At 70.2% G+C, this 24255-nt stretch carries 23 protein-coding genes; 7 read left to right on the top strand and 16 right to left on the bottom strand.

All coding sequences use genetic code 11. From position 1 onward, the window contains the following. The first annotated feature begins 83 nt into the window (after positions 1 to 83). Positions 84 to 1898, top strand: coding sequence for an alkyl/aryl-sulfatase (locus ACWFRJ_RS11830; protein WP_453527671.1), 1815 nt, complete (start codon positions 84 to 86; stop codon positions 1896 to 1898). Positions 1899 to 1947: 49 nt separating this feature from the next. Here the strand turns inward: ACWFRJ_RS11830 and ACWFRJ_RS11835 are convergent, their stop codons facing one another. Next, positions 1948 to 3066, bottom strand: coding sequence for a serine hydrolase domain-containing protein (locus ACWFRJ_RS11835; RefSeq protein ID WP_453527674.1), 1119 nt, complete (start codon positions 3064 to 3066; stop codon positions 1948 to 1950). 171 nt (positions 3067 to 3237) lie between these two features. Between ACWFRJ_RS11835 and ACWFRJ_RS11840 the strand changes: the two genes are divergently transcribed. Further along, the gene (locus tag ACWFRJ_RS11840; protein ID WP_453527677.1) at positions 3238 to 3897 is read left to right on the top strand and encodes a TetR/AcrR family transcriptional regulator; all 660 of its coding nucleotides are present in this window, start codon (positions 3238 to 3240) and stop codon (positions 3895 to 3897) included. A gap of 97 nt (positions 3898 to 3994) precedes the next feature. Here the strand turns inward: ACWFRJ_RS11840 and ACWFRJ_RS11845 are convergent, their stop codons facing one another. Further along, a complete protein-coding gene (locus tag ACWFRJ_RS11845) occupies positions 3995 to 4432 on the bottom strand; it encodes a VOC family protein (RefSeq protein ID WP_453527680.1) in 438 nt (145 codons plus the stop codon). 82 nt (positions 4433 to 4514) lie between these two features. On the opposite strand from ACWFRJ_RS11845, the gene ACWFRJ_RS11850 reads away from it, so the two are divergent. Next, the gene (locus ACWFRJ_RS11850) at positions 4515 to 4904 is read left to right on the top strand and encodes a (2Fe-2S) ferredoxin domain-containing protein (protein WP_453527683.1); all 390 of its coding nucleotides are present in this window, start codon (positions 4515 to 4517) and stop codon (positions 4902 to 4904) included. Between the two features lie 3 nt (positions 4905 to 4907). Here the strand turns inward: ACWFRJ_RS11850 and ACWFRJ_RS11855 are convergent, their stop codons facing one another. Further along, on the bottom strand, positions 4908 to 5423 hold the full coding sequence (locus tag ACWFRJ_RS11855) for an FBP domain-containing protein (RefSeq protein ID WP_453527686.1): 516 nt from the start codon (positions 5421 to 5423) through the stop codon (positions 4908 to 4910). A gap of 166 nt (positions 5424 to 5589) precedes the next feature. Further along, on the bottom strand, positions 5590 to 6951 hold the full coding sequence (locus ACWFRJ_RS11860; protein WP_453527689.1) for a 6-phospho-beta-glucosidase: 1362 nt from the start codon (positions 6949 to 6951) through the stop codon (positions 5590 to 5592). A 173-nt stretch (positions 6952 to 7124) separates the two neighbouring features. Here ACWFRJ_RS11860 and ACWFRJ_RS11865 point away from each other — a divergent pair, with 173 nt between their 5' ends. Continuing rightward, positions 7125 to 8012, top strand: coding sequence for a hypothetical protein (locus ACWFRJ_RS11865; RefSeq protein WP_453527692.1), 888 nt, complete (start codon positions 7125 to 7127; stop codon positions 8010 to 8012). A gap of 18 nt (positions 8013 to 8030) precedes the next feature. On the opposite strand, the gene ACWFRJ_RS11870 is transcribed toward ACWFRJ_RS11865, so the two are convergent. The 6 genes from ACWFRJ_RS11870 to ACWFRJ_RS11895 form a co-directional block, all read right to left on the bottom strand. Then, positions 8031 to 8957 carry a LysR substrate-binding domain-containing protein gene (locus ACWFRJ_RS11870; RefSeq protein WP_453527695.1) on the bottom strand — a complete coding sequence of 309 codons (927 nt, stop codon included), beginning with the start codon at positions 8955 to 8957 and terminating at the stop codon, positions 8031 to 8033. Between the two features lie 57 nt (positions 8958 to 9014). Next, positions 9015 to 10367, bottom strand: coding sequence for an MFS transporter (locus ACWFRJ_RS11875; protein WP_453527697.1), 1353 nt, complete (start codon positions 10365 to 10367; stop codon positions 9015 to 9017). Positions 10368 to 10433: 66 nt separating this feature from the next. Further along, positions 10434 to 11582 carry a M20 family metallopeptidase gene (locus tag ACWFRJ_RS11880; RefSeq protein ID WP_453527700.1) on the bottom strand — a complete coding sequence of 383 codons (1149 nt, stop codon included), beginning with the start codon at positions 11580 to 11582 and terminating at the stop codon, positions 10434 to 10436. Beyond that, a complete protein-coding gene (locus tag ACWFRJ_RS11885; protein ID WP_453527702.1) occupies positions 11582 to 12256 on the bottom strand; it encodes a DUF1028 domain-containing protein in 675 nt (224 codons plus the stop codon). Before ACWFRJ_RS11885 ends, ACWFRJ_RS11880 begins: the two co-directional genes overlap by 1 nt. Then, the gene (locus ACWFRJ_RS11890; protein WP_453527704.1) at positions 12253 to 12795 is read right to left on the bottom strand and encodes a RidA family protein; all 543 of its coding nucleotides are present in this window, start codon (positions 12793 to 12795) and stop codon (positions 12253 to 12255) included. Before ACWFRJ_RS11890 ends, ACWFRJ_RS11885 begins: the two co-directional genes overlap by 4 nt. Positions 12796 to 12805: 10 nt before the next feature. Beyond that, positions 12806 to 14092, bottom strand: coding sequence for a flavin-containing monooxygenase (locus tag ACWFRJ_RS11895; RefSeq protein WP_453527707.1), 1287 nt, complete (start codon positions 14090 to 14092; stop codon positions 12806 to 12808). 186 nt (positions 14093 to 14278) lie between these two features. On the opposite strand from ACWFRJ_RS11895, the gene ACWFRJ_RS11900 reads away from it, so the two are divergent. Beyond that, the gene (locus ACWFRJ_RS11900) at positions 14279 to 15562 is read left to right on the top strand and encodes an MFS transporter (RefSeq protein ID WP_453527710.1); all 1284 of its coding nucleotides are present in this window, start codon (positions 14279 to 14281) and stop codon (positions 15560 to 15562) included. A 4-nt stretch (positions 15563 to 15566) separates the two neighbouring features. On the opposite strand, the gene ACWFRJ_RS11905 is transcribed toward ACWFRJ_RS11900, so the two are convergent. The 6 genes from ACWFRJ_RS11905 to ACWFRJ_RS11930 all read right to left on the bottom strand — a co-directional run bounded on the left by ACWFRJ_RS11905 (position 15567) and on the right by ACWFRJ_RS11930 (position 22542). Continuing rightward, positions 15567 to 16103: a thioesterase family protein gene (locus ACWFRJ_RS11905; protein ID WP_453527713.1), complete on the bottom strand. Its 537-nt coding sequence runs from the start codon at positions 16101 to 16103 to the stop codon at positions 15567 to 15569. After that, on the bottom strand, positions 16100 to 17092 hold the full coding sequence (locus ACWFRJ_RS11910; RefSeq protein WP_453527716.1) for a 3-hydroxyacyl-CoA dehydrogenase NAD-binding domain-containing protein: 993 nt from the start codon (positions 17090 to 17092) through the stop codon (positions 16100 to 16102). Before ACWFRJ_RS11910 ends, ACWFRJ_RS11905 begins: the two co-directional genes overlap by 4 nt. A 118-nt stretch (positions 17093 to 17210) precedes the next feature. Beyond that, positions 17211 to 18101, bottom strand: a complete 891-nt coding sequence (locus ACWFRJ_RS11915; RefSeq protein WP_453527719.1) for a 3-keto-5-aminohexanoate cleavage protein — start codon at positions 18099 to 18101, stop codon at positions 17211 to 17213. Between the two features lie 57 nt (positions 18102 to 18158). Continuing rightward, on the bottom strand, positions 18159 to 19037 hold the full coding sequence (locus ACWFRJ_RS11920) for a TetR family transcriptional regulator C-terminal domain-containing protein (RefSeq protein ID WP_453527722.1): 879 nt from the start codon (positions 19035 to 19037) through the stop codon (positions 18159 to 18161). Between the two features lie 258 nt (positions 19038 to 19295). After that, positions 19296 to 21233 (bottom strand): beta-N-acetylhexosaminidase family protein, encoded by a 1938-nt coding sequence (locus ACWFRJ_RS11925; protein WP_453527725.1) that lies wholly within the window; start codon positions 21231 to 21233, stop codon positions 19296 to 19298. Positions 21234 to 21282: 49 nt separating this feature from the next. Then, positions 21283 to 22542 carry an alpha-L-fucosidase gene (locus tag ACWFRJ_RS11930; RefSeq protein WP_453529589.1) on the bottom strand — a complete coding sequence of 420 codons (1260 nt, stop codon included), beginning with the start codon at positions 22540 to 22542 and terminating at the stop codon, positions 21283 to 21285. Between the two features lie 193 nt (positions 22543 to 22735). On the opposite strand from ACWFRJ_RS11930, the gene ACWFRJ_RS11935 reads away from it, so the two are divergent. Together ACWFRJ_RS11935 and ACWFRJ_RS11940 are read left to right on the top strand one after the other, a co-directional pair. After that, the gene (locus ACWFRJ_RS11935; RefSeq protein WP_453527728.1) at positions 22736 to 23431 is read left to right on the top strand and encodes a FadR/GntR family transcriptional regulator; all 696 of its coding nucleotides are present in this window, start codon (positions 22736 to 22738) and stop codon (positions 23429 to 23431) included. After that, positions 23428 to 24216, top strand: coding sequence for a creatininase family protein (locus ACWFRJ_RS11940; protein WP_453527731.1), 789 nt, complete (start codon positions 23428 to 23430; stop codon positions 24214 to 24216). The genes ACWFRJ_RS11935 and ACWFRJ_RS11940 overlap by 4 nt, the downstream gene beginning before the upstream one ends. The last annotated feature ends 39 nt before the right edge of the window (positions 24217 to 24255 follow it).

Raw genomic sequence — 24255 nt, forward strand, 5'->3', positions numbered from 1 at the left:
CGCCGACATGCGGTCCTGTCCGCCCGATGTTGAGATGGAGCATCCTGATTCATCCCGTTTCATCGTGTTGAGCGGAGTGAAAGATGACCGCCCTCCCCTTCGAGGACACCACCGACTTCGAGAACGCCGACCGTGGTTTCGTCGACGCCCTGGTCCCGGCCGTCGTAAAAGGGGAGGACGGCCGCGTCGTCTACGACAACGACGCCTACGACTTCCTCAAGGCAGACTGCCCCGACACGGCCAACCCGAGCCTGTGGCGCCAGGCCCAACTCTGCTCCCGCCAGGGCCTGTACGAGGTGTGCGAGGGCGTCTACCAGATCCGCGGCCTGGACCTGTCGAACATGACGCTCGTCGAGGGCGAGCGCGGCGTCGTCGTCATCGACCCCCTGCTCTGCGTCGAGACCGCCACCGCGGGCCTGGCCCTGTACCGGCAGCACCGCGGCGAGCGCCCCGTCACCGGCCTCATCTACACGCACTCCCACGGCGACCACTTCGGCGGCTCGCGAGGCGTGCTGCCCCGCGGCACCGAGGACGGCGTGCCGATCCTGGCCCCGGAAGGCTTCCTGGAGCACGCGGTCAGCGAGAACGTCTACGCGGGCAACGCCATGACCCGCCGCGCGATCCTCATGTACGGCGACCGACTGCCCAAGGCGGCCGACGGCCAGATCAGCGCCGGACTGGGCATGACCACCTCGAACGGGACCATCAGCCTCATCCCGCCGACCCTCGACATCACCCACACCGGCCAGGAGGAGACGGTCGACGGCGTCCGCATCGTCTTCCAGCTCACCCCCGGTACCGAGGCCCCGGCCGAGATGAACTTCCTCTTCCCGGACAAGCGCGCCCTGTGCCTGGCCGAGAACGCCACGCACAACCTGCACAACATCCTGACCCTGCGCGGCGCCGTGGTCCGCGACTCCCGCATCTGGGCCCGCTATCTGGACGAGGCCATCGAGTACTTCGGCGACCGCTACGACGTCGCGTTCGCCTCCCACCACTGGCCCACCTGGGGCCGCGAGAACGTCGTCACGTTCCTCTCGACCCAGCGCGACCTCTACGCCTACCTCCACGACCAGACACTGCGCCTCCTCAACGACGGCCTGACCGGCCCGGAGATCGCCGAACAGCTGCAACTGCCCCCGGCCCTGGAGAACTCCTGGCACGCCCGCGGCTACTACGGCTCGGTCTCCCACAACGTCAAGGCGATCTACCAGCGCTACTTGGGCTGGTTCGACGGCAACGTGGCCCACCTGTGGGAACACCCACCCGTAGAACTGGCCAAGCGCTACGTCGACGCGCTGGGCGGCCCCGACCAAGCCCTGACCAAGGCCCGCGCGTACGTGGACCAAGGCGACCTGCGCTTCGCCGCCACGCTCCTCAACCACATCGTCTTCGCCCACCCCGACACCACCGACGCGAAGCAGACCCTGGCCGGCGTCTACGACCGCCTCGGCCAAGGCGCGGAGAACGGCACCTGGCGCAACTTCTACCTGACCTCCGCGATGGAACTGCGCCACGGCGTCAACGCGATCACCATCGACACCACCAACCCCGAGATGGCGATGGCACTGACCACCGACATGCTCCTGGACTCGATCGCCATCCGCATCGACGGCCCCCGCGCCTGGGACGACGACCTCACCATCGACCTCGTCCTCACCGACGAGCAACGCCGTCAGCGCCTCACTCTCCACAACGGCGCCCTCACCCACCGCACGGTGACCATCCCCAAGACCGAGGCGGGTCTCACCCTCACCCTCACCAAGCCCCAACTCCTCGGCCTGCTCGCCGGAAAGGACCTGGACGGCGTCACCACGGACGGCGACTCCGCCCTCCTGACCCGCCTCTTCTCCTACGTGACCAAGCCCGACACGGCCTTCCCCATCGTCACCCCCTGACGCAGTCAGAGCGTCTAGTACGCGGACTGATCCGAGCGGCTCGGCCAGGTCAGCCGTACATCGCCACGCGGTAGAGAGCCGCAAGCGCGTCGTCGATGGGATGGGGCTGCGGCTTGCCGGAGGAGTCGAACCCGTTCCACCTCTGCAGGTTCACCGCGACCGCCATCTGCCGCTTGCCGTCGGCACGGATCATGGCCAGCGCTCCACCGCCCCAGACCGTGCCGCCATGACCCCAGAAGGTGCCCTGTCCGGGACTCTCCATCGGGTACAGGCCGAGGCCGTAGTCGATCACCTTTCCCTCTTGGGAGACGACCGGGACGGTGCGTTGCATCTGCGCCAGCGACGACGGGCTGACGATCTCCCCGGCCAGCAGCATGCGGTAGAAGCGGTTGAGGTCCGCGACGGTCGATATCAGCGAGGCCGACGGTCCCGCGTACGACATGTCGAAGACGCTGTAGTCGCGCGGCGGGTCGATCATGCCGAACCATGCCTCGTAGAGCTGCGAGTGCGGCCCGTCGACGTACGGTCCGGCGGGGAATTCGGTGTCCCGGAGCCCGGCGTGCTCGATGACGTTCCGGGTGATGCACAGCTCGGCCGTTGTGCCGCTCACCTCTTCAAGGAGCTGGGCCAGGAGCAGGTAGTTGGTGTTGGAGTACAGGCCCGGGGCGCTGCCCGGGGGACCGAAGGCGGGTGCGGTGACGCCCATCTCGATCAGTTCGGTGGGGTCGAACCGCGTGAACCGGTGGTCGTCCATGCTCTGGGGGCCGGTGCCCGCGAGGTCGGGGTACGCCTTGAAGGAGGGGTAGGCGTACGGGAGGTACTCGGCGAGGCCGCTGGTGTGGTTGATCAGCATCCGGATCGTGATCGCGTCACCGCGTTCGCCGGGAACCAGCTTCGGCAGGTACCGGCCGACCGGTGAGTCGAGACCGATCTGACCGGTCTCGACCTGTTGCAGGACCGCTGCGGCGGTGAAGGTCTTGGTGATGCTGCCGACGCGGTGCCGCATGTCGGCGGTGACGGGGCGGCCGGTGGCGACGTCGGCCTCCCCGACGGCGCCGCGCCAGACCTGGTCGCCGTCTCGCACCTCGGCGAACAAGCCCGGTATCCCGGCGTGGTGGACGTTTTCGATGGCGGCGTTCAGCGCCGCGGAATCCAGTGAGCTCTGCACGTCATGCGTCCTTTCGTGTTCCCCGGGGTGGGCTCCGCATCGGTCGCCTGACCCGGACAACAGGGCACGAGTGGCATGCCGGCCCGCCCGGCATACTCATGTCCTCATTATGCACGCGGTGCGTGCAACACCAAGTGCATGAGTTAGACTGAGTCCGACGAGAGGGGCGAAATGGCAGGTCGAAGGCGTTGGTCGACCGAGGAAATCCTGGATGCGGCAGTGGAGTTGCTGCGCACGAGCGACACAGAGTCGTTCAGCGTGCGCAAGCTCGCCGCCACCCTGGGGACCGATTCCTCCAGCCTCTACCGGCACTTCCGCAGCAAGACAGAACTGCTGCGCGCGGTCGCCGACCGGATCCTCCTGGCTTCCATGGACGGCTACCGCGCCGAGGGTGACTGGAAGCAGCGCATCACCGCCCTGGCCCTTCGCGTGAGGGAGGCGTTCGGCAGGCAGCCCCAGCTCGCCGCGGTCTGGGGGCGGTACGCGTCAGGCGGCGCCGGTTCCCGGCTGGTCGTGGAAGAGGTGCTACAGGCCCTGCGCGCGTCAGGACTGCCCGACGAGGAGATCCCGGCGCGCTACCACCGCCTCGCGGTCCTCATCGCCGCGCTGACCGCCTCCGAGGCCGGAGTCAGCACCATCACTTCGGAAGAGTACGAACAGGGCATGGAGCTCTTCCGCGTCACGGTACTGGGCGCCGACCCCGAACACTTCCCCGCCCTGGCCCACTTCGCCCGCGACGTCCGCCCCCTGGGGGTGGATCGCCGCGACGCGTTCGAAGAGATCCTCGCCGCCCACCTCGCCCAGATCGAGACCGCGATCCCCCCGAGCTAGCCGACCGGCTCGGGAGTGCGGCTCCTCGACCGCTTACCGCGGCGCCACCCCTCTGCCGGTTGCCGTGCGAGCCAGAACGGGGGAGCTTCCCCCCGGGTCAAAGAAGGCAGAACTCGTTGCCCTCCGGGTCAGCCATCTCCACATGATCCGGCTTACCCCGCACCTCATGCTCGCGCAGCACCCTCGCCCCCGCAGCGGTCAGCCTCTCCACCGCCGCGACGACCCGTGGCCACCGGACCTCCCAGGGAGTCTCGCGGCCACCACCCACCTGCACATCCAGGTGGAGCCGGTTCTTGGCCACCTTCGACTCCGGGACTTTCAGGAAGGAGAGGCTGGGGCCCGAACCGTCCGGGTCCGACAGATAAGCGCCGTCGTCCCACTCCTCCTGCGGAACCTCATGGTGCGCGAACCACGCCTTCCAGCTGGCGAAGCCGGCCGGTGGTGGCTTCTCCGCGTAACCCAGGGCAAGCGACCAGAACTTGGCCAGCTCGCCCGGCCTCGCGCAGTCGATGGTCACAGTCCACTTGGTCGACATGGATGCTCTCCCTCTCCCCCACAGGACACGATGAACCGAGCGTGCCATGAGGGACTGACAACGGGGCTGCGATGATCAACGGATGAGTCCCGTCATCTCCATCGGATCCGCCGCCGTCCGTCCCTGCACACTCGTCGTGTGCCGGGGCTGCTGCTGCGGCGACGCGCGCAAGCACCCCGGCATCGACCACGACTGGCAGCTGGCGCGGATGCGGGCCGCCGCCGCGGAGTCCGCAGGGCGGTTCGCGGTGCGGACGAGTGAGTGCCTCGGGCCCTGCGGGCAGGCGAACATCATCGTCGTACAGCCCTCACGGGAAGGCCGCAGGCGAGGTGGCCGAGCCGTCTGGGTCGGCTTCGCCATGGACGACGAGTCCATCGACGAGATAATCGCGTGGGCCGAGGCGGGCGGCCCTGGGCTCGCGGCGCCGTCGGCAGCGCTCACGCTCCAGGTGGTCGATCCGCGGAAGGTCTGAGCCTCAGGCCGCCGTCTTCGAGCCCTCGAGGACCTTGTCGAGGAAGCCGTGCAGGTTCGCCACGGTGCGTGCGTTCTGCTCCTCCAGCGTGAGGCTCTCCTCGAAGCGGCGGGCCAGCGCCGAGGTCTTCTTGCCTCGTACGTAGAGGGAGCAGGCGAGGTCCGCGCAGATGTAGATGCCGACCGAGTTGCCCTGGCGGCCCGCCGGGCCCGCGAGGGGCGCCACGAGCAGCGTGATGCCCGAGCCGGACTGCGGGGTCACGCAGACCGAGCAGATGCTGGACTTGAGCAGGCTCTTGCGCGCGCCGGTCGATGCGCGCAGCGCGATGCCCACGTACTCGCCGTCCCGCTCCGTCACGATGTAGCCGCGGTCCGGGGCCTTGGGGTCGCGCCAGCCGAGGAAGTCCAGGTCCGACCAGGGGGTCTCCGGGAAGCCCGCAGGGAGAGTGAGCCTGCGGGCTTCGCCCTTGGAGCAGTTGACGAAGGCCGCGCGAATCTCTTTCTCGCCGATAGGTTCCATGATCCGGAATTTACCAACACGAGCGCCAAGTCGTCCTCCCCTTTTCCGCCGGGAGAGCGGTAAGCAGCACCCCCCCCCCGCCGCAGCAGACAGACACCCACCAGCGGATGGCGAGGACGGACATACCGGCGCGGCCCCGCCCCCAAGACGAACCCGCACCGCACCCTCAGCTCAGATACCCCAACCCCGGATGCACCCCCCGATACCCCTCCACCAGCCGCCGAGCCACCGCCACGGAATCCACCAGCGGATGCAGCGCGAACGCCTTCACCGCAGTGGCCCGAGAGCCGCTCTCCGCCGCGGAGAGCACCTCCCGCTCCACCGCCTTCACCGCGCACACGAGCCCCGTCGCATGCCCGGGAAGCGGATCGACGGCCATGGGATGCGCGCCGTTGGCATCGACGGAGCACGGCACCTCGATCACCGCGTCCGCGTCGAGGGCCGAAAGGGTCGTGCGGTTGCGGACGTTGAGGATCAGCGTCGTCCGCTCGTCCCGGGCGATCGCCCGCATCAGGGCGAGGGCGACCTGCTCGTACCCACCGGACTCGAGGTCCTCGGCGGCACGCTCCCCGACACCCGCGGCCTCCCGGTTCTCGGCCATGTAGGTGGCCTCGCGCTCCGCACGCGTCGCGTCCCAAGCTTTCAGCGCCGAGGCCGCAGCTGACGGTGACGGCGCCTCCCCCCGCCCCAACTCCTCGTAGAACCGGGCCTGTTGGTCGCGCAAGAACGCCCCCCGCGTCTGCTCGGCCTCCTGATAGGCGCGGACCGCCTCGCGGTTGAAGTAGTAGTAGTGCAAGTACTCGTTCGGGACGGCCCCCAGCGACTGGAGCCACTCCGCGCCGAACAGCCGCCCCTCCTCGAACGAGCCAAGGAGCTCCCTGTCGCCGAGCAGCCGCGGCAACTCGTCGCGGCCCGCGATCCGCAGGCCCCGCAGCCAGCCAAGGTGGTTGAGTCCCACGTAGTCGATGAACGCCTCGTCGGGGTTGCCGCCGAGCATGCGTGCCACGCGGCGTCCCAGGCCCACCGGCGAGTCGCAGATGCCGATGACGCGGTCGCCGATGTGCCGGGACATCGCCTCGGTGACCAGGCCCGCGGGGTTGGTGAAGTTGATGACCCAGGCGTCCGGGGCGTGCTGGCGCACCCGGCGCGCGATGTCGACGGCGACGGGCACGGTCCGCAGGCCGTACGCGATACCGCCCGCGCCGACGGTCTCCTGCCCCAGGACCCCCTCCGCGAGGGCGACCCGCTCGTCGGCCGCACGCCCCTCAAGACCCCCCACTCGGATCGCAGAGAAGACGAAGTCCGCGCCCCGCAATGCCTCGTCGAGGTCGGTCGTCGCCGTGACGGCGGGCGCGTCCGGCACCCCGGCCGCCTGGTCGGCAAGCACACGGGCGATCGCGCCGAGCCGGCCCGCGTCCAGGTCGTGCAGCACGACCTCCGTGACCCGGCCCTCGGCATGGTCACCGAGCAGCGCTCCGTACACGAGCGGAACGCGGAATCCGCCGCCACCGAGAATGACCAGCTTCACGTCTCAACCACCTTCTGTCGGAACAGTCATCGGAACACCCGGCGTCCGGCTCACGCACACCTGTCGTCCGGCTCACGCACATCTGTCGACCTGTCAGAACTCGCCCATCGACAGAGGTCACGTTACGTACGATTGCCCGGCAGCGATCGACCCCCCACGGAGGTAGCGCACAGATGACACCCCTGACCCCCCTCAAGACGTCCGCGAAGGCATCCGCAGCCCTGCTCGGCGCCCTCGCGCTGACGCTGGCGACCGGCGGCGGCGCCCAGGCCGACACCGCCCCCAGATCCCCGGGCGGCTGGCAGGAGTCCGGCGTCTCGGTCGTCGACTCCCTCACCGGCAGCCAGGGTCTGGCCAGCCGTGCCGACGGCAGCCTCCTCTACCGGGGTCTCGCCTCGGTCCCGCTCGACCTGCGGATCAAGGGCTGGACCCACATCGGCGACCCGGACATAGCCGACGGCCACACCGTCGACGCCTATCAGGGCGGCGACGACGCGAAGTCGAAGATGTTCGCCGTGACGACACCCGACGACAAGCGCTACCTCTACGAGCACAAGCTCGACGCGGGCGAGAAGCTCAACAACTCCTTCGCGGCCGTCTCCCCCGACAACCAGTGGCTGGTGTCGGGCGAATGGGGCGACCAGAACCGCCTCCAGGTCTTCCCCGCCCCGCTCCTCAACTCCTCGACCCCGCCCACCGGCGGCGCGCTCCCCCAGGCCGGTCAGATCTCGCTGGACAAGCCGGTGCGTGACATCCAGGGCTGCGACTTCGTCTCCGCGACCCGCCTGGTGTGCGCGTCCAACGACGCGTCGAAGCAGCTGTGGCCCGAGGACCGCCCCGTGCTCCAAGTCGACCTGGAGCACGCGCTCGACGGGAAGCAGGTCACGGGCAAGGTCACCAGCCTGTTCGCGGCCCCGCAACGGAGCATCTGCTCCGGCACGTTCGAGACGGAGGGCGTCGACTACGACTCGGCGCGGCGCACCTTGCGCGTGGAGGTCGTACCGCCGGTGCCTTGCCTGGTGACGACGTCGGTCTACTCGTACCGGCCGACGACGGGCTGACCCGGTCCCGGACCACGCTCAGGCCTCTCCGGGCCGGGCGGCGATCTCCCGCAGCAGGGTCATCACCGCTCGGGCCCGGGCTGTCTGGGCCACGCCTCCCATGGAGACGATCTTGACTTCCAGTGGGGGGCCGCCGTCCCGCAGCCGCAGTTCCGCGACCTCGCCGCCGCCGTACGTCTGACTGGTCGACGGCCGCTGGTTGAGCACGGAGTACCCGAGTCCTCGCGCCACGAGCGAACGCACGGTCTCGTAGCTGCGGGTGCGGTAGCGGACGTCGGGTGCGGTGCCGGTGGCGGCCACCAGGGCGTGGAAGTAGTCGCGGCTGTGCGGGAGGTCGAGGAGGACGAGGGGGTCGGCGGACAGCTCGGCAAGCTCCACGCTGTCCTGCCCGGCCAGGGGGTGGTCGGCCGCGACGATGACGTAGGCCGGAGCGCGGGCGATCGTCTCGCTGTGCAGTTCCGGCTCGGACGACAGACCGAGGCCGTACGTGAGGGCGAAGTCGATGCGTCCCGCTGCCAGGGCCTGGACGAGCTGGTCCGTCTCCGCCTCCACCACGTCGATCTCTATGCCGGGATGGCGACGGGTGAACGCGGTGAACAGAGGCGGCAGATAGTACGGGGCCAGCGTCACGAAGCAGCCGACGGCAACAGGACCGGAGAGGGTCTCTCCGTCGCCCCGGGCCTCTTGCTCGACCTCGCGGGCACGCGCCAGCAGGTCCCGCGCCTGCTGCTGGAGCCGCTCCCCTGCGGGTGTCAGGGTCAGGCCCCGGCCGCGCCGCCGGATGAAGAGCTGGACCTGTAGGTCCTGCTCCAGGTTGTGGACGGCGGCGGACACGGCCGACTGGGCGATGTGCAGCTCGGCCGACGCCTCTGTCATGGAGCCGCGCTCGGCGGCCACGAGGAAGTAGCGCAGCTGAACGAGCGTGAAACCCAGCGGTGATGTCATGCGAGACCCTTGCGCCCGGTGGACTGTGTCCGCACCGACCCTATGCGGCGGCGACGCCTACACCCGCTCGGCGGGCGTGTCGGAGATGTCCTCGGGGCGCAGCAGCGTGGTGCCGACGGTCTCCTTCAGGGTCAGGGCGGCGACCAGGCCGCCCACCGCGAACAGCATCAGGTACGGGCCCGGCACCAGCGTGCTGCCCGTCGCGGAGATGAGGACGGTCATCAGGTAGGGCACGGTCCCGGCGAACAGCGCCGCGGTGATGTTGTACGCGACGGAGAGACCGCTCTGCCGTGTGCGGGTGGGGAAGATCTCCGCCGACCACACCGCGTAGGTGCCGAGGATCGCCGCCAGGATCACACCGAGCAGCAGGCCGGCGATCCAGGTGCCCACGAGCCCGGTCCGCATCAGGAGGAAGGCCGGGGTGGACAGGACGAACAGGGCCGCCGTCGCCGCGATGAACACCGGCTTGCGTCCCACCCGGTCGGAGAGCGCGCCGAAGAGCGGCACGAGCGCGAGACCCATCAGCGAGATGGCGGTGGACAGCAGGGCCGCGTTGCCGTCCGAGTGGCCCAGGTGGTCGGTCTCGTAGGTGACGAGGTAGGTCAGCACGGCGTAGAAGGGCACGTGCATGGCCGCCATCAGGCCCGCCGCCTGGAGCAGTTCCCTCTTGTGGGAGCGGAGCAGTTCCCGGGCGGGGCTGGTCGGAACGGTGCCGCTCGCTTCGAGGGCCCGGTACTCCGGGGTGTCCTCGATCTTGCTGCGGATGATGAAGCCGATGACGCCGAGGGGCGCGGCGATCAGGAAGGGGACGCGCCAGCCCCAGGAGGTGAGTTGGCTCTCGTCGAGCGTGGAGGACAGGAGGAGGAAGACGAACGAACCGGCGAGGAAGCCGAGCAGGGAGCCGACCTCCAGCCAGCTCACGCCGAATCCGCGTCGGCGCCGTGGCGCGCTCTCGGCGAGGAAGCTGGCCGCGCTGCCGAACTCGCCGCCCGCGGCGAAGCCTTGGATCAGGCGAAGCACCACCAGGAGTATCGGAGCCGCGATGCCTATCGAGTCGTAGCCGGGAAGCAGACCTATGGTCAGGGTCGCGCCCGACATCATGAAGATGACCAGTGACAGGGTGCGCTTGCGGCCGATCCGGTCGCCGAGCGGTCCGAAGACCAGGGCGCCGATGGGCCGGATGCCGAACGAGACGGCGAACACGCCGAACACGGCGAGCAGTCCGGTCGTCTTGTCGTCGGCGGGGAAGAACACGGTCGCGACGGTGCCGGCGAGATAGGCGTAGGCAGCCCAGTCGAACCAGTGCACGAACACGCCCACGGCTCCCGCGGCGACGCTCCTGCGCAGTGCGACCACGTCGGTGGCCGGCTCGGCCTCGGTGGTCGTGGCACTGCATTCACGCGTGGGCATACGCGCCTCCTTGGGGAAAAGGGGTTCCGAAGCTGGAGCTGTGCGGGTGCCGCCGACTTCGTGTCGTCAGGGTCGGGGAGGTGGGGCCGTGCTCCGGTCCACGCCCGTCCAGGCCAGCGCGACCGCGCCGTCGAGCAGGGCCCGCTCGGCGCTCCCGCCCACGCAGTGGGCGGCGAACTCGTGCTGGTGGTTGGTGGCGGGCAGGGAGCCGATGCCGATGTACGGGTGGATCGCCGGTACGACCTGCGAGACGTTGCCCATGTCGGTGGAGGCGCGGTTCATGCGCGCCGCCTGGCCGGGTGGCGCGAACTCACGTCCCAGGGCGAGGGCGTTGGCCCGGTAGTGCCCGAGGGCGGTCTCGTCCGTGCGGAACTCCGCATAGGGCTTGCTCTCCGGTTCGATCACCAGGTCGCAGCCGGTGGCGAGGGCGCCCGCCTCGAAGGCCCGCATGACGCGCGGTTCGAGCTCGGCCAGTTCGGCGAGCGTTTCGGCACGGACGTACCAGCGTCCGCTCGACCGTTCGGGGATGGCGTTCGGGGCGTCCCCGGCGTGTGTCACCACGCCGTGCACGCGCGCCGACGAGGGCAGTTGCTGACGCAGCAGGCCGATGGCGACCTGGGCCACGGTGAAGGCGTCGGCCGCGTTGATCCCGGTCTCCGGGTAGGCGGCGGCGTGCGCGGACTTACCCGTGTAGGAGACCTTGGAGTGGCTGACCGCGAACGGGCGGGCCTCGGCGACGTCGACCGGCGCCGGGTGCACCATCATCGCGAGATCCACGTCGGTGAAGGCGCCCCGGTCGAGCATCTCGATCTTGCCGCCTCCGCCCTCCTCGGCCGGGGTGCCGTAGACCTCCACGGTGAGTCCGGCTTCGTCGGCGACGGCGGCGAGGCCGAGGGCAGCGCCGACCGAGCTCGCCGCGATGAGGTTGTGGCCGCACGCGTGTCCCAGGCCGGGCAGCGCGTCGTACTCGGCGCACAGCGCGATCCGCACGGGCCCGCTGCCGAACCGGGCGTGGAACGCGGTGTCCAGGCCGAGGTAGGACGAGGTGACGTCGAATCCGGCGCGGTCGAGCAGCTCAGGTACGGCTGCGGCGGCCCGGTGTTCCTGCCAGGCGGTCTCCGGGTCGGCGTGCAGCCGCTCGGAGAGGCCGATCAGTTCCTCGGCGTGCCGGTCGACCGCGTGCCGTGCCGCCTCCTTCATCGTCGTCGTCCCCATCACAGGTCTCCCGGGACGCCGTACGAGGGAGAGGTGGCGGGGTCGAGTCCGCGCCGCACGTAGTTGTCCCGTTGCGGCAGCCAGATGTCGAGCAGGTCGCCGAGCCGGTCCAGGGGGTCATCGGCCCAGTCCACCCGCAGGTCGGTGACCCGCCAGCCGACGTCCGCGACGACCGCCATCCCGGCGGAGTACACCGGCCCCTCCTCGCCGCCTGCCGCGACGGCGGCCTTCATCGCGGTGAGCAGCCGCTCCTCCAACTCCCCTGTGGCGGCGGCGTACGCGTCGAGGAGCACGCCGGGGATGTGCGTGCCGGAGAGCATGTTGCCCGCCGCGACCGCGCCGTCCGCGGTGGCCGACGCGAAGGTGCCCAGGGTGTGCGGACCGCTGAAGGCGACCCCCGGCCCTGACCGGCCGAGCACGGTCAACTGCCGGTAGTCGATGGTCTCTTGGTTAGCCGCGGTGCCGGTGACGTCGGCCAGCGCGCGTTCGGCGTCGCCGTGAACCGTGAGGCCCTCCAGCAAACTGGTGCCGAGCATGGGGTCGGTGATGTTCTGCGACGTCGCCGCGCCGACGCCGGGCCGCAGATGGACGACCCGGGCGGCGACGGCCGGACTCGACGAGCTGGCCGCGATGCCGAACCGCTCGCCGTCCCGGACCACCAGAGAGAACGTCATGCCCGCTCCCCCTCGCTGAGTACGGCGGTCTCGGGAAGCACGGCGGTCTCGGGAAGCACGGCGGTCTCGGGAAATACGGCGGTCTCGGGAAGTACGGCGATCGCGTCGATCTCGCACAGCCACTCCGGCCGGGCGAGCGCGGACACCACAATGCCGGTGGAGATCGGGTGGACGCCCTTGGTCCAGCGGCCCACCGTGCGGTACACCGCCTCGCGGTAGCGCGGGTCGACCAGATAGATGGTCAGTTTGACCAGGTGTTCCATCCGGCCGCCCGCCTCTTCGAGCAGCATCTTGATGTTCGCCATGGCCTGTTCGGCCTGCGCCTCGACGTCGCCGATGCCCACGGACTCGCTGGTGTCGAGGTCCTGGCCGATCTGACCCCGGACGTACACCGTGTTGCCCGCGACGACGGCCTGGCAGAGGTCATTGTCGAGGTTCTGTTCGGGGTAGGTGACGCGGGTGTTGAACGGACGGATCCGGGTGTGCCCGCCCGCGACGATCGGGGCCTTGGCCTGAGGGCCCTGGTGCGTGGAGGTCATCGTCTGCTCCTCAGGTGGTGGGGGCGGCCGACGCGATGCCGGGCCGGTCGGTGGTGCCCTGCGCGAGGTAGCCCCGCCGGGTCGCGATGTGGTCGGCGACGTACCGGGCGTCGTGCCAGACACCCCAGATGAAGCTGGATCCGCGGCGGGACAGCCAGGGCAGGCCGAGGAAGTAGACGCCGGGCTCGGAGGAGATTCCGCGTCGCTGCGCGGGGCGGCCCTTCTCGTCGAAGGCGTCGACGTCGAGCCAGCCGTAGTCGGTGGCGAAGCCCGTCGCCCAGACGATCGAGGTGACACCGGCCCCGGCCAGGTCGAGCTCCTGCCGGGGGTCGGTCACGCACTGCGGATCCGGCCCGAGGACATGGGCCTGCGGCTCCTCGGGGAGGCCGAGACCGTTGCGCTCGACGTACTCGTCGGCCGCCCGGAGCAGCCCGAGGTACTTCTCGTCGCCGAGCGCGATGTTCGTGGCGAGGTCGGGCGCGAAGCTCAGTACGCCGTCGTCGCAGGACGCGGTCATCCCGAGCAGCTCGATGCCGTCTGCGGCAAGGGCACGGAAGTCCACGGTGTGGCCGCCGCGCGCGCCGCTGACCGCGATGGTCACGTGCTCGGCACCCTGGGGAGGCGTCTCCGCGTCCCAGAGCCCGAGCACACCGAGCCACCAGCAGAAGTCACGCCCGCGGTACTCGCGCGGAGGACGGTCGTGCGGACCGACGGAGAGGAAGACCCGGCGCCCTGACCGGCGCAGCTCGTCGGCTATCTGCACCCCCGAGGAACCGGCCCCGACCACCAGGACAGATCCTTCGGGCAGCTGCTCCGGGTTGCGGTAGGCGCTGGAGTGGATCTGCACGGGGACGGCGCCGTCCGGGACGATGGGCGGGAACACCGGCCGCTGGAACGCCCCGGTCGCCACCACGACGAAGCGTGCGTCGATCGAGCCCTGCGACGTCTCCACCCGGAAACCGGGCCGACCGGTGTGCCGGTGCACGTCGGTCACCTCGACGCCGCAGCGGACCGGGGCACCGATCTTCTCGGCGTACGCGGCGAAGTACTCCGCGACCTGGTCCTTCGAAGCGAAACCGTCGGGGTCGACGTCGGTGAACTCGAGGCCGGGGAAACGGTCGTGCCACGCGGGCCCGTTCGCGACCAGGGAGTCCCACCGCTCCGAGCGCCACCGCTCGGCTATGCGGTGCCGCTCGAGGACGATGTGCGGCACGCCTTGAGCCCCCAGGTGCTCACTGGCCGCCACGCCCGCCTGACCGGCCCCGACGACGACTACTTCGGTCTCTTCCCTCGGCACTTCATCCTCCACTCAGACGGCAGTTCATCTCGGTGTCGCGTTGACTGTGCTGCCGTGCGAGCCATCCTTGAACGCAGCATGAATTCTGTCCAACAGATGTTTCCGTTGTAGGCGATCTGATTTTCCGATGTGCCGAGACGAGGTGGTGTGCGTGAACAGGGGCATTCCTGGGAACGGGACAGGATCATGACAGAGACCACCACGACCGCCGCCCGCCCTGCTCAACGGGTCCGCCAGCTCCTCGCCGCCTCGGTCGGCAACGCCGTCGAGTGGTACGACTGGTACGCGTACACGTTCCTCGCGACGTACATCGCCGACCAGGTCTTCCCCAAGAGCGCGGACAACTCCCTCGTACCGCTGCTCTCCACGTTCGCCGTCTTCGCCGTCGGCTTCTTCATGCGTCCGGTCGGCGGACTGCTCATGGGCACGGTCGCCGACCGGCGCGGGCGGCGTGCCGCGCTCACGGTCACCATCCTGCTGATGGGCGGCAGCAGCCTGCTGGTCGGTCTGACGCCGACGTACGCGTCCGTGGGGGTGCTCGCGCCGGTCGTGCTCGTCCTGGCGCGGCTGCTCCAGGGGCTCTCCGTGGGCGGCGAGTTCGCGGCGTCGACGACTTTCCTCGTCGAGTCCGCGGGGCCAGGACGGCGCGGCCTCTTCTCCAGCTTCCAGTACGTGTCGACGAGCGCGGGACAGCTCGCCGCGTCCGGCGTCGCGGCCCTGCTCGTCGGCACGCTCTCCGACGGGCAGATGGACGGCTGGGGCTGGCGGCTGCCCTTCTTCATCGGCGCGGCGCTCAGCCTGGTCGGCTTCTGGATCAGGCAGGGCGCGTACGAGACCCATCAGGCACCCCAGGACCCGTCCGAACGCCCCGGTCTCTTCGACGCCCTGCGCAAGTATCCGCGCCAGTCCCTGCTGATCTGCGGCATCACGGCCGGCGGCACGATCGCGTACTACACGTGGACGTCGTACCTTCCGACGTACGCCGAGCTCAACACCGACATCAGCAAGAGCCAGGCCCTGCTGTCCGGCACCCTCTCGCTCGCGTTCTTCGCGCTGCTCCAGCCGGTCGGCGGCCTGCTCTCCGACCGCTTCGGCCGCAGGCCGCTCCTGCTCTTCTTCGGAATCGGCTTCGCCGTCCTGAGCGTGCCCCTGCTGCGGTCCCTGAACGGCTCGTTCGGCTCGCTCCTGATGGTGCAGTGCGCGGGCATGGTGCTGCTCACCGGCTTCACGTCGATCTCGGCGGCGGTGAACGCGGAGGTGTTCCCCGCCCGCGTACGGGCCGCGGGCATCGGCTTCCCGTACTCCCTCACCGTCGCGCTGTTCGGCGGCACGGCCCCGTACATGGGCACCCTGTTCAAGGAGATCGGCAACCCGGGCCTCTTCCCTTGGTACGTGGCCGTGCTCTGCCTCGCGTCTTCAGCGGTGTATCTCAGGCTCCCGGAAACCGCCCACAAGGAACTGGAGCGCTGAACCGCTAACTCCCCTTCGGCACCTCGGCGATCGAGCGGCCCGCCCACTCCGGGGCCGTTTCGGCGAGGGTCGTCAGGTGTTCGCGGATCGTGTCCGGGAAGGGGGCCGAGCGGCCCGCGTTCTGGTCGACGTGGATGGCGAGGAGTTCGGTGGTCGCCACGGGGGTGGCTTCCGGCGCGATCTCCGCGCCGGGCTCCTCGACCACGTACAGCTCGTGGGTGAAGCGGGCCTTCTTGGCGTCCGCGCCCAGGATGCGGGTGCGGACGGCGAGGTGGGAGCCCTCCGCGACGTCGTCGAGGTAGCGGATGTGCGCCTCGACCGTGTAGAGCGAGCAGCCGGTGGACTCGCGGTATCCCGCGTGCAGGCCGGTCTCGATCATCATGGCGTCGGTGGCGTAGCCGAAGACGAGGACGTAGAACGCCTCGCTCATGTGGCCGTTGTAGTCGATCCACTCGGGACGCACGGTCCGGTGCAGGAGCGGCAGGGGGCCGGTGGACAGGGGTCCGGCAGGCAGGGGCCCGGCAGGCGTGGACTCGCTCACTTGGTTTCCTCCTGCGTGCGCTGCTGCGGCAGGCGACCCGTCGCCCGCAGTACGTCGATGACTCCCTGGTCGCGCTCGGCCACCAGGTCGGCGATGGTCCGTCCGTCGGCCGCGTCGTCGCATCCGGCGACCACGGCGTCGTACAGCTCCTTGTCGAGCTCGGGTGCTTCGAGGCGCGTCCACGGCGACTTCAGGGACGGGCCGAAGTGGTCGAGCATGTGGGCCATGCCGCCCTCGCCGCCCGCGAGCGCGAAGGTGAGCATGGGGCCCATGAACGCCCAGCGCAGGCCGGGGCCTTCGGTGATCGAGTCGTCGATCTCCTTCACCGTGGCCTCGCCGTTGGCGACCATGTGCAGGGCCTCGCGCCAGAGGGCTTCCTGGAGGCGGTTGGCTATGAAGCCGGGCACCTCGCTCGCCATGGTGATCACGGACTTGCCCGCGACCTCGTAGAAGCGCGATGCCCAAGTGACCGCGTGCGGGGCCGTCTTGTCGCCGCCGACGACCTCGACGAGCGGGATCAGGTAGGGCGGGTTGAAGGGGTGTCCGACGACGAGGCGGCCGGGGTCGGTGGCCTCGGTCTGCATGTCGGTCATCGGGTAGCCGGAGGTGGAGGAGGCGATGACGACTCCGGCGGGCGCGGCGGCGTCCAGCTGGGCAAGCAGGTCGCGCTTGAGCTCCAGCTTCTCGGGCGCGCTCTCCTGCACGAACTGGGCGTCAGCGACTGCCTCTTGGAGCGTGGGCATGACGGTGAGGCGGTCCGGCGACGCGCCTTCGGCGAGGCCGAGCTGCGTCAGTGCGGGCCAGGCCGCTTCGACGAGGCGGCGGAGCTTCTGCTCGGCGTCGGGGGCCGGGTCCCAGGCGGTGACGTCGTAGCCGCGGGCGAGGTAGTGGGCCACCCAGCCGCCGCCGATCACTCCGGCGCCGACGCAGGCGATACGGCGTACGTCCTCGGGGGCGCAGGGGGCGGGGGGTGTGGTGATGTCGTTCATGGAGGGGGTCCTACTCGTCGTGGGGGTGCGGCGGGGTCGTGCCCCGAAGGGGCGCGGGGAACTGCGCGACCAGCCACAGCCGGCCCGCAGCCGGATATCCGCGCAATCCAGCGAAGCGCTACCGCTTGAGGCCAAGCTTCTGGCGGGCCTCGTCCGGCGTGGCGACGCGCGAGCCGAGGTTCTCGGTGATCTGCACGGCGCGCTCGACCAGTTGGGCGTTGGAGACCTTGTTGCCCTTGCCGAGGTAGAGGTTGTCCTCGAGGCCGACGCGGACCTGACCGCCGAGCAGGATGGACTGCGCGACCCACGGCATCTGCATGCGGCCGAGCGCGAAGCTGGCCCACTGGGCGCCTTCGGGGAGCATGTTGACCATGGACTGCAGGACACCCGGGTCGGCGGGGGCGCCCCACGGGATGCCCATGCAGAGCTGGAAGACGGTGGGGTTGTCGAGCAGCCCTTCAGCGAGCAGCTGCTTGGCGAACCAGAGCTGACCGGTGTCGAAGATCTCCAACTCGGGCCGTACGCCGAGCTCCTGGATGCGCCTGGCGCCCTGACGGAGCATGTCGGGCGTGGAGATGTAGAGGTTGTCGCCGAAGTTGAGGGAGCCGCAGTCCAGGGTGCAGATGTCGGGGAGCAGGTCCTCGACGTGCGGAAGGCGGTCCATGCCGCCGACGAGGTCGGTGCCGGGCAGCTCGCCGAGTTCCTTCAGCGGCTCGACCGGGTCGATGACGAGGTCGCCGCCCATGCCCGCGGTGAGGTTGATGACGACGTCGGTGCCGGTCTCCTTGATCCGCTCGACGACCTCGCGGTACAGGCGGGGGTCGCGCGAGGGGTCGCCGGTCTCGGGGTCGCGCACGTGGATGTGCACGACGGCGGCGCCTGCCTCGGCGGCCTCCACGGCGGAGGTGGCTATCTGCTCGGGGGTGACGGGGACGTGGGGACTCTTGCGCACGGTGTCGCCCGCGCCGGTGAGGGCTGCGGTGATGATGACGTCTTGGTTCACGGGCATGGTGAACTCTCCCTCGGGGGTGGGGTGTTGGGGCTGTAGGGGCTCTTCTGGAAGTGTCTATGCGTCGCCGCGCGGGGCGGCGAGTGTCGCGTCGACGTACACGAGCAGCGCCTCGTGCATGTCGTCGGGGGTGGTGCCGTCCGTGCCGGGGGTGGAGGCGAGCACCTGGGTGGCGAGGCCGTCGATCAGCGCGGTGAGCCGGAGCGCGGCGGACTGCGGATCGACGAGGCGGAACACGCCCTGGTCGACACCGCGCCGGACGACGTCGGCGACGGTCGCGCGCCACTGCCGGTAGTAGTCGGCGTGCAGCCGTCCGACGGCGGTGGAGCGGGCGGCCTCCGCCCACAGGTCGAGCCAGACGCTCCACTGCCAGCGCTGCTGCGGGGTGCGGGGGATCTGGAGCTCGATCAGCTGGCGCAGCTCGTCGGCCGCGTCGGCCGCGTCGGCGATACGGGCCGCGCGGCGGGCGGTGTCCTCGTCCATGCACCAGCGGACGGCGGCCTCCAGGAGGTCGTCGCGGCCGGGGAAGTGGTAGTGGATGGCGGCGGTGCTTGTGGCACAGGCTTCTGCGATGTCCGCGACGCGTACGGCGTGGAAGCCGCGCTCGGCCACGAGCCGCACGGTCTCGCGGACGATCTGCAGCGGGCGGCCGCCTTCCACCGGGGCGGCGGGGGTGCGTTCCCGGCGGGCCGGGGACGTCACGTTCTGGGCCTTGCCCTGGATCTGGGCCTGAGCGCCCAGGAGCCAGCCCGCGTCCACGCCGCCGGTGTCCGCGATGCGGGCCAGCTCCGCCGCGGTGAAGCGGCGGGTGCCGCCCAGGGAGCGGGAGAGCTTGGAGGGGTCCATCACGATGCGGCGCGCGAATTCACGCTGGGTGGCACCGGCGTCGGCGATGACTTTACGGACTCGGTCCGCGACCTCGGGGTCTTGCTGCATGGGCGGTCACGCTACCCGCGCATTGCGCTGATCGCAATCTCCGGGGCGACCTTTCTCCAGCTAGACCAGGCCATTGCGATCCTGACTGACGTATCAGTTACCGCAACAGCGTGCCCTGCCATCAGAACTGGCGCCTCTTTCACCGCCACCCGGCATCGGGGCGTTGTGCCCACCCGTTCCGCCATGCGGAACGCCTGCCCACAACGGGGACGGCGGAACGGGTGGGCGGGAGGGAGAGAGCCGTCCGGAGCCGAGCGGCTAGGTCCTGTCCTGGACCCCCTTCACGAACTCGTCCAGGTACGGGTCAGCGATCTTCACCGGTCCCAGCTGGTGGTGCTCCGCCGGGTCGACGGAGATCGCACGCGCCTGTCCCACCAGGGACTCCATCGCCGCACGCTCCCGCGTCGCCTCCGCATCGTCCCCCTCATGAGCGGCGGACAGCGCCGCGAGCCCGTGCCGCAGCGCGGACCCCCACAGCTCCGTGGCGTCAAGCCACTGCTTCGCGTCATGGAGGAACTGCTTGTCCGGCACCCCGGCACGCAGCACCGCCGGTACCTTCTCGATGTCCCGGGCAGTGGGCCGCAGCGCCCTCACCGCTCCCGAGGGATCACTCTCGTACCCCTTCCAGAAGGCGTCCAGCTTCGGCCCGAGCACGGGCGACTGCGGCTGCCAGTTCGACTCGCCGAAGGTCGGCGCCGCGTGGTTGAGGTCCACGAACGTCTGCACCGCGTCGGCGACCCGCTGATCGCCCCCGGCGAGATACAGCGCCGCCTGCCGTCCCGACCTGGCCCGCTCGTAGCCGCGGTCGTTCCACGAGAAGTCGTTCATGGTGAAGACGGCGAGCTTGCTGGCCCCTTCCTGGTTCATGGGGTTGGACACGATCCCGCTCAGGTGCCCCGACAGGCCGGGCTCACGCTTGTCGTAGGGCGCGAGCAGCAGCCGCCCCGCCGTACGCGCGAAGTCGTTGACGGGGTAGTTGTCCCAGACGAACACCTTCCGCCCGAAGAGCTCGGCGGCCTTCTCCGCCTGGGAGTTGGTGATCTCCGGCGGCACCACGTCCGTGCCGGTCCACATCACTTCCACGGCGCCGTCGAGCTCGTCCCGCATCGTCTTCTTGTACGCGGTGTCGGTGAGGTCCCCGTACTCCGTGGGCACCATCTGCAGCGGGTTGGCGCCCTCGTGCTTCGCGATGAAGTCCTTCTGGATCGCGTTGAGGAGCCCCACCTGCGCCTTCGCCGCCGGGCCGCGGCCGGGCTCGCCGAACTTCGCCTTGTCGCCGTCACAGTTCCACTTGGTGTAGCTGATGTCGTCCAGCGGCACCGAGAAGGACCGCACCCCCAGGTCGTACATCGCCTGGAGCTTCGCCGTCAGCGCCTTGACGTCCGCCGGGTCCGAGTAACAGATGGAGCCGCCGGGCGAGACGGCGAACGTGAAGCGCACGTGGTTGGCGCTCGCGCGGTCGATCAGCTTGCCGAGCTCGGCAAGCTTCTCCGCCGGGTAGGGGTCGCGCCACTTCTCGCGGTGGTAGGGATCGTCCTTGGGCGCGTAGACGTACGTGTTGGCCTTGGTGTCGCCCAGGAAGTCCAGCTGGTCGAGGCGTTCGGCCTCGGTCCAGGGCGGGCCGTAGAACCCCTCGATGCTGCCGCGCAGCGGCATGGACGGGAAGTCGGAGACCGCCGCGCCCGCTATGCGCCCGTGCGAGATGAGCTGCCCGAGGGTCTGCGCCGCGTAGAACTGCCCGGTCGCGTCCTTGCCGCCGAGCGCGACGGTGCGGTGCTTCGCCCGCAGCGCGTACCCCTCCGCCTGCTCGGGCACCTCCGTACCGCCGAGTGCCTTCGCGATGTCGGGCCGGGTCGCCGGGCCGAGCAGGACGGTCAGCGGGGCACGGCCCGACGCCTTCGCGCGTACGTCGATGTCGCGCACCCCGTGGGCGCGCAGCGTCTCGGTGACACGACGCCGGGCCGCCTCGTCCGTGTCGCCCCCGACGACGAGTTCGGCGCGCCGGGCGAGCGGTACGTCGCCGCCCGCGCGGGCCATGTGCTGCGGGGTCGGCGATACGACGGGAAGCCGGCGGGCCGCGGTGTCCTTCCGCGCCGACGGAGGCGCGGCGGCGGCCGAAGGTGCCAGGGGGATCGCGAGGACGGCCAGTGCGAGGAGCGCCGTCCCGGGCCTGAGAGCGCGTGTGGTGCGGGGCATGGTGCCTCCGAACTTCGGGATGGGGGTGCGGGGATCCGGGGGGGGCGGGTCAGTCCCGTGTGTGCGCGCCGTACAGGTCGAGGTCGCCGTCGAGTTCCAGGGCGATGACCGTGCAGAGCGGATCGAGCTGGTCGTCGGTGAGATGGACGTACTCCCAGCCGGGTACGTCACCGAGGCCGCCGACCCGTTCGTGGCGGACGACGGTGTCCGTGCCGAGCACGCGGGCGGACGTCACCGCGTTGCGCACGCCCCGCAGCACCACGTACTCGTTGGGCCGGTCGAAGAGGAACAGATACAGGGTGCGGCGGTCGGCGGCGAGCGTCGACGGGCCGTAGAAGTGGCCGTGCGGAAGGCCGCGTCCCGTGCCGTGGACCGCGTCGGCGTGCCGGGACGTCCACTCCCCCAGTGCTTCGAGGCGCTCGATCTGTTCGGGGAGCAGCGTGCCGTCCTCCTTGGGGCCGACGTCGAGGAGCAGATTGCCGCCGCCTCCGATGGCCTCGACGAAGATGCGGACGAGTCGGCGCGGTGATTTGTGGTGGGTGTCCTGCGGCTGGTAGCCCCAGGAGTCGTTGACGGTGAGGCACAACTCCCATGGCTGGGAAGGTGGTTCGATCGGTACGCCTTGCTCGGGGGTGGCGTAGTCGCCGTGCCCGGTGAGGCGGCCGTTGACGACGGTGTGCGGGGAGAGCGCCCGGATCTCCTCGGCGAGTTCCGCCATCCGCCACTGCTCCGCACTGCGCTCCCACTCCCCGTCGAACCACAGCAGGTCCGGTGCGAAGCGCTCGATGAGTTCCCGCACCTGTACGCGGTGGAAGGCGAGGAAGTCCGCCCACCTCTCCTCTGATTCCTCGCCGACGGCGGGCATCGAGTAGCGGTTGCCGCGCTCGGCGGGGTCCTGCCCTTCCGGGCGCACGGTGGCGTAGTCAGGGTGCGACCAGTCCAGGTGCGAGTAGTAGAGGCCGATTTTGATGCCCCGGGCGCGCAGGGCAGCGACGTACGGGGCGATGAGGTCGCGGCCGGCGGGGGTGCGCTTGACGACGGACAGATCGTTCGCCGCCGTGTCCCAGAGGGCGACCCCGTCGTGGTGCTTGGCGGTGAGGACGGCGTAGCGCGCACCCGCGCGGACGAAGAGATCGGCCCAGGCCTCGGGGTCGTACGCGGACGCGGTGAAGCCGTCGAGCTGCGCCATATAGCGGTCGTAGGGCACCCGGCCGTCGAAGAAGGACCAGGACTCGGCGACTCCGTCGACGCTGTAGATGCCCCAGTGGAGAAAGATCCCGAGCTTGGCGTCCGTGAACCACGGCTGAATCACAGGCAGTTCTCCTCCACGTGCGTGTCCACGTACGTGCGACCGGTTGACATCGTTGTCCGGACAGAAGCGCTTGATCGCGAGCAGGCTAGGTCGAGAAAGATGCCATGTACAAGGGGGCGGGGGGTGCTCGTGTGAACTGGTCCTGTCGCGACCATTGACCGGTCGAGAGACCAAGTGATTTATTCACTTCATGAGTTACGGCAGTCAACCCTCCCTGTCCGAACGCCTGGCGGACGACATAGTGGAGATCATCCGCACCGAGCGCCTCACCTCGGGCGACGCGCTGGCCTCGTCCCGCGAGCTGGCCCGCCGCTTCGAGGTCACCACGCCGACCGTGCGCGAGGCGCTGCGCAGGCTGGAGGCGACCGGGGTCGTGGAGTTCCGGCACGGTTCAGGGACGTACGTGGGACCTGGCGTGGACCGCAGGCTCCTCGCCAACCCGCATCAGCCGCGCAGCGATCGCGCGTCGGTCCTCGAACTGGTCGGGGCCCGCCTCGTCCTGGAACCGGCGATCGCGGCGGCCGCCGCGCGCTCCCAGGCCAAGGACGGGGTCGAGCAGTTGGCTTCCGCGGCGGGCAACGCCCTGCTCCCGCCCGAGGAGTCCCTGCGGCAGTCCGTGCACTTCCACGTGGCGCTCGCGGCGGCCAGCGGCAACACGCTGCTCCGGGAAGCGGTCGAAGCCCTGCTGTACGTGAGGGCACGCGAGCAGGTGGAGATCCGGCACCGCTACAACGACCGCGAGCGCGACCACGCCGAGCACGTGGAGATCTACGAGGCGGTACGGTCCGGCGACGCGACGGCGGCGGAGCGCCTCACCCGCGAACATCTGACGGCGATCCGCGACGCCGTCCTTGCGGCGGACTTCCCCGGGGAGGGCTCCCGATGAACGACACTCCCAGCCAACTCACCCACCGCCTGGGTGAGATGACCACCATCGAAGCCGCCGAAGCGGTCGGCGCAAGACCCCTCGTCATCATCCCCGCGGGCGCCTTCGAGCAGCACGGGCCCGGGATGCCGCTCGCCACCGACACCATCCGGGCCGATCATGTCGCCGACCTGGTCGCCGCGCAGTTGGCCGGACGCGCCGTGGTCGGGCCCACGCTCGGCATCGGCGTCTCGCCGCACCACCTGGCCTTCGCGGGCACGGTGAGCCTCTCGACGGGGACCCTTGCCGCGCTCGTCCGTGACTACGTCGACAGCCTGCACCGGCACGGCTGGCGGGACGTGCTCGTGATCACCGGGCACGGCGGCAACAACGCCACGCTCACCACCGTCGCCCAGGACCTGCTCGTCACCCATCCCGACCTGCGGTTCGCCTGGACGCCGCTGACCTCACTGGCCCCGGACGCCGTCGCGGCCATGCGGCCCAGCGAGGTCCATGGGCACAGCGGGGAGGCGGAGACCGCTCAAATGCTGCACTTGGCACCGGAGTTGGTCCACCGCGACCGCCTCGCCCCGGGGTCCGTCACCCAGGACGACCTCGATCCGCTCTCCCGAGTCGCACGCCGCGGCGGCCACCCCTCCCTGACTCTGCCGTACGACCGGCTCAGCCCCAACGGCGTACTCGGCGATCCGCGCCGCGCCACGCCCGAGGACGGCCGCGCGATCGTCGACGCCGCCGTCCACCGCATCGTCACCTTCGCCAAGGAGTGGCTGGACGTCACCGGCTGACGTTCCGTCACCGACCTCTCCCCCATCGATCCCCCGAGC

The organism is Streptomyces sp. NPDC055239, assembly GCF_053606205.1.